The sequence below is a fragment of the Variovorax sp. 10N432 genome, assembly GCF_056394465.1.
On record NZ_JBFTHX010000144.1, the window covers coordinates 1 to 599 of the forward strand.

Sequence of the window (599 nt, forward strand, 5' to 3'; positions counted from 1 at the left end):
CTCGCGGTCAATTGCGGCGCGTTGTCGCCGAACCTGATCGAGAGCGAGATCTTCGGCCACGAGCGCGGCAGCTTCACCGGCGCCGACCGCCAGCATCACGGCTTCTTCGAGCGTGCCCGCGGCGGCACGCTGTTCCTCGACGAGCTCACCGAGATGCCGCCCGCGCTCCAGGTCAAGCTCTTGCGCGTTCTCGAAAGCGCCACCTTCATGCGGGTCGGCTCGACCCAGGTGCAGCAGACCGACGTCAGGATCATCGCCGCCACCAACCGGGACGCCGCGCAGGCGGTCGCSGACGGATCGCTGCGCGAGGATCTGTTCTATCGGGTCAATGTCTTCCCGATCCACCTGCCGCCGCTGCGCGAGCGCCTCGAGGACGTGCCGATGCTGGCGGACAGCTTCCTGCGCGAACTCGAGGAGCAGGAGCACCAGCGCAAGCGCTTCGCGCCGGGCGCGCTCGCGCGTCTGGCCGGCTACCCCTGGCCCGGCAACGTGCGCGAACTGCGCAACGCCGTGCAACGCGCCTGGGTGATGGCGGAAGGCGAGGTGATCGACGAGCGATGGCTCACGCCCGGGCAGCACGGGCCGGGCGCCGTCGCGGG

General features: G+C 70.4%; 1 protein-coding gene. It reads left to right on the top strand.

Going from position 1 to position 599, the window contains the following annotated elements:
* Positions 1-599, top strand: a 599-nt coding sequence (locus AC1DF3_RS37065; RefSeq protein WP_478142823.1) for a sigma 54-interacting transcriptional regulator, incomplete at both ends; no start/stop codon positions are given.